This window comes from Fibrobacter sp. (assembly GCF_017545445.1).
Classification (GTDB): Bacteria; Fibrobacterota; Fibrobacteria; order Fibrobacterales; family Fibrobacteraceae; genus Fibrobacter.
Map to the genome: position 1 here is coordinate 1 of NZ_JAFWOM010000091.1, position 1,924 is coordinate 1,924.

Annotated in this window: 3 protein-coding genes; 2 read left to right on the forward strand and 1 reads right to left on the reverse strand. The window is 35.4% G+C overall.

What is annotated here, in order from left to right; all coding sequences use genetic code 11:
- Positions 1 to 25 precede the first annotated feature (25 nt).
- Together IKG78_RS20380 and IKG78_RS10715 are read left to right on the forward strand one after the other, a co-directional pair.
- Positions 26 to 127, forward strand: a complete 102-nt coding sequence (locus IKG78_RS20380) for a helix-turn-helix domain-containing protein (protein ID WP_366075231.1) — start codon at positions 26 to 28, stop codon at positions 125 to 127.
- 37 nt (positions 128 to 164) lie between these two features.
- Positions 165 to 1,034: a TaqI-like C-terminal specificity domain-containing protein gene (locus IKG78_RS10715; protein WP_290943212.1), complete on the forward strand. Its 870-nt coding sequence runs from the start codon at positions 165 to 167 to the stop codon at positions 1,032 to 1,034.
- On the opposite strand, the gene IKG78_RS10720 is transcribed toward IKG78_RS10715, so the two are convergent.
- On the reverse strand, positions 1,018 to 1,924 hold a 907-nt coding region (locus tag IKG78_RS10720; RefSeq protein ID WP_290943210.1), incomplete at its 5' end, for a TaqI-like C-terminal specificity domain-containing protein. The two genes, IKG78_RS10715 and IKG78_RS10720, sit on opposite strands and share 17 nt — an antisense overlap.

The following is a 1,924-nucleotide window of genomic DNA, read 5'->3' on the forward strand; positions in this document are numbered from 1 at the left end:
CAAGTTATTCGGGAAAAAAGAGGAAATCAACAAGCTTCTTGCTCACGGAATGAGCCAAAGAAAAATCGCCAAGCATTACAATGTCGATAGAAATACGCTTGCAAGATTTTTAGGAAAAATGAAGTAATTAAAGGAGCGTTTTTATTCAGCATAATTCTTCTTTGATGAATTTTGATAGTTGTGAAAGCTGGGTGATTCTATCTGCGATAGAACATAACATCAAAGAAAAAATTGCGACGATAGGAGTTCCCTTACGAGAATGGAATATTACGATTTATCGAGGTATTCTTACGGGTTTTAACGACGCTTTTATAATTTCTTCGGAAACAAGAAAAGAAATTTTAAGCAAATGCGCCAATGAAGATGAACGCAAAAGAACTGATGCGATAATTCGACCGATTTTGAGAGGCAGGGATATTCAAAGGTATAATTACGAATGGGCGGATTTATACATCATCGCCACTTTGCCGTCACGTCATTACGATATTGAAGACTACCCTTCAATAAAGAACTACCTGCTTTCTTTTGGAATGGAGCGTCTCGAACAGACTGGCGAAACGCACATCATAAACAAAGAGAAAATCAAATCAAGAAAGAAAACAAATAACAAATGGTTTGAAACGCAAGACAGCATCAGTTATTGGGACGATTTTAATAAGCCAAAAATAGTATGGAAAAGAGTCGGTTCTATTTTGCGCTTTTCATATGATAACAGCGGTATGATGGCTTTGGATAGCACTTGTTTTGCGACCGGTCAACATATTGAGTTTTTGGTGGCATTACTCAATTCAAAAATGGGCCACTACCTGCTGAAAGATTCCCCCAAAACAGGCACGGGAGATTTACTTGTTAGTGTACAAGCTATCGAACCCATAAAAGTACCTGTTCCAAGCGAATCACTGGAAAAAAAGATTTGCTCGTTGTTAACGGAGGTCATTCAAAAAAAGAACGGTTCCGAAGCAAAATTAGACGAATTGATTTACAGCATGTACAATCTTGAGCCAAATGAGATTGATTTTATCGAACACCAATAAAATCAAGCTCCTGCTCGTTTAGATTGTATATTTCGCCGATTTTAGCATTTAACTTCTTTATCAAGAGATTTATTTTTTGCTGACTTTCGGCGGAATCATTTTTGATATTATCTGTTATTTCGTCAACTATTTCAACAACATCTTTTTCTTGTTTCTCATTTGGGGAAGCTATAGGAATGTCCTCTATCCATTGCTTTGAATATTGAATAGTCCTTTTTCCTAGCAGCCTGCACATTCTTTCCAAATACCATTCGATAATTTTAGAAGTAAGCATTCCTTCTAAGAATTTTAGTTTTTCACCACTTATGAAAAAACATGTTTTGTCAAGCATGAATTTTGAGTCGTCATAATAGAACTGACTCCGTCCTACCGTAGTTTCAGGATAAATAATTTTTGGCTTATCAAAATCGTCCAAATAAGCGCAATTTCTTAAATTATATGGAGTGTCGCCTTTATCAGCTCTTGTCGAAATTTTATCCCAATATCTATCTAAATGCGTTTTTATTGCGGGATATTCGTCGATGTTTATTTTGGGAAGTTTTCCCTTCATACCATTATGTGTATTGATTAACCACAAGCCATTATTCACGTAGGTATATCTTTGAATATCTCGGCCTCTCAAAATCGGTCGAATTATCGCATCAGTTCTTTTGCGTTCATCTTCATTGGCGCATTTGCTTAAAATTTCTTTTCTTGTTTCCGAAGAAATTATAAAAGCATCATTGAAGCCTGTTTTTATTCCATAATTTATGGTTATATTCCAGTTTTTAAGTGGCTTGCCTATTTTCTCTATTTTCTGTTTAATCGTTTGTTCTAAAGAAGACAGTATAACCCAACTGTCAGAATTATTAAAATTCATATCGGTTGAATTTTGCTGAACGTAAACGCTC

Bases quoted from the DNA above. Each gene is read 5' to 3' on its own strand.
- IKG78_RS10715 (WP_290943212.1), top strand. From the start codon at position 165: ATGAATTTTGATAGTTGTGAAAGCTGGGTGATTCTATCTGCGATAGAA.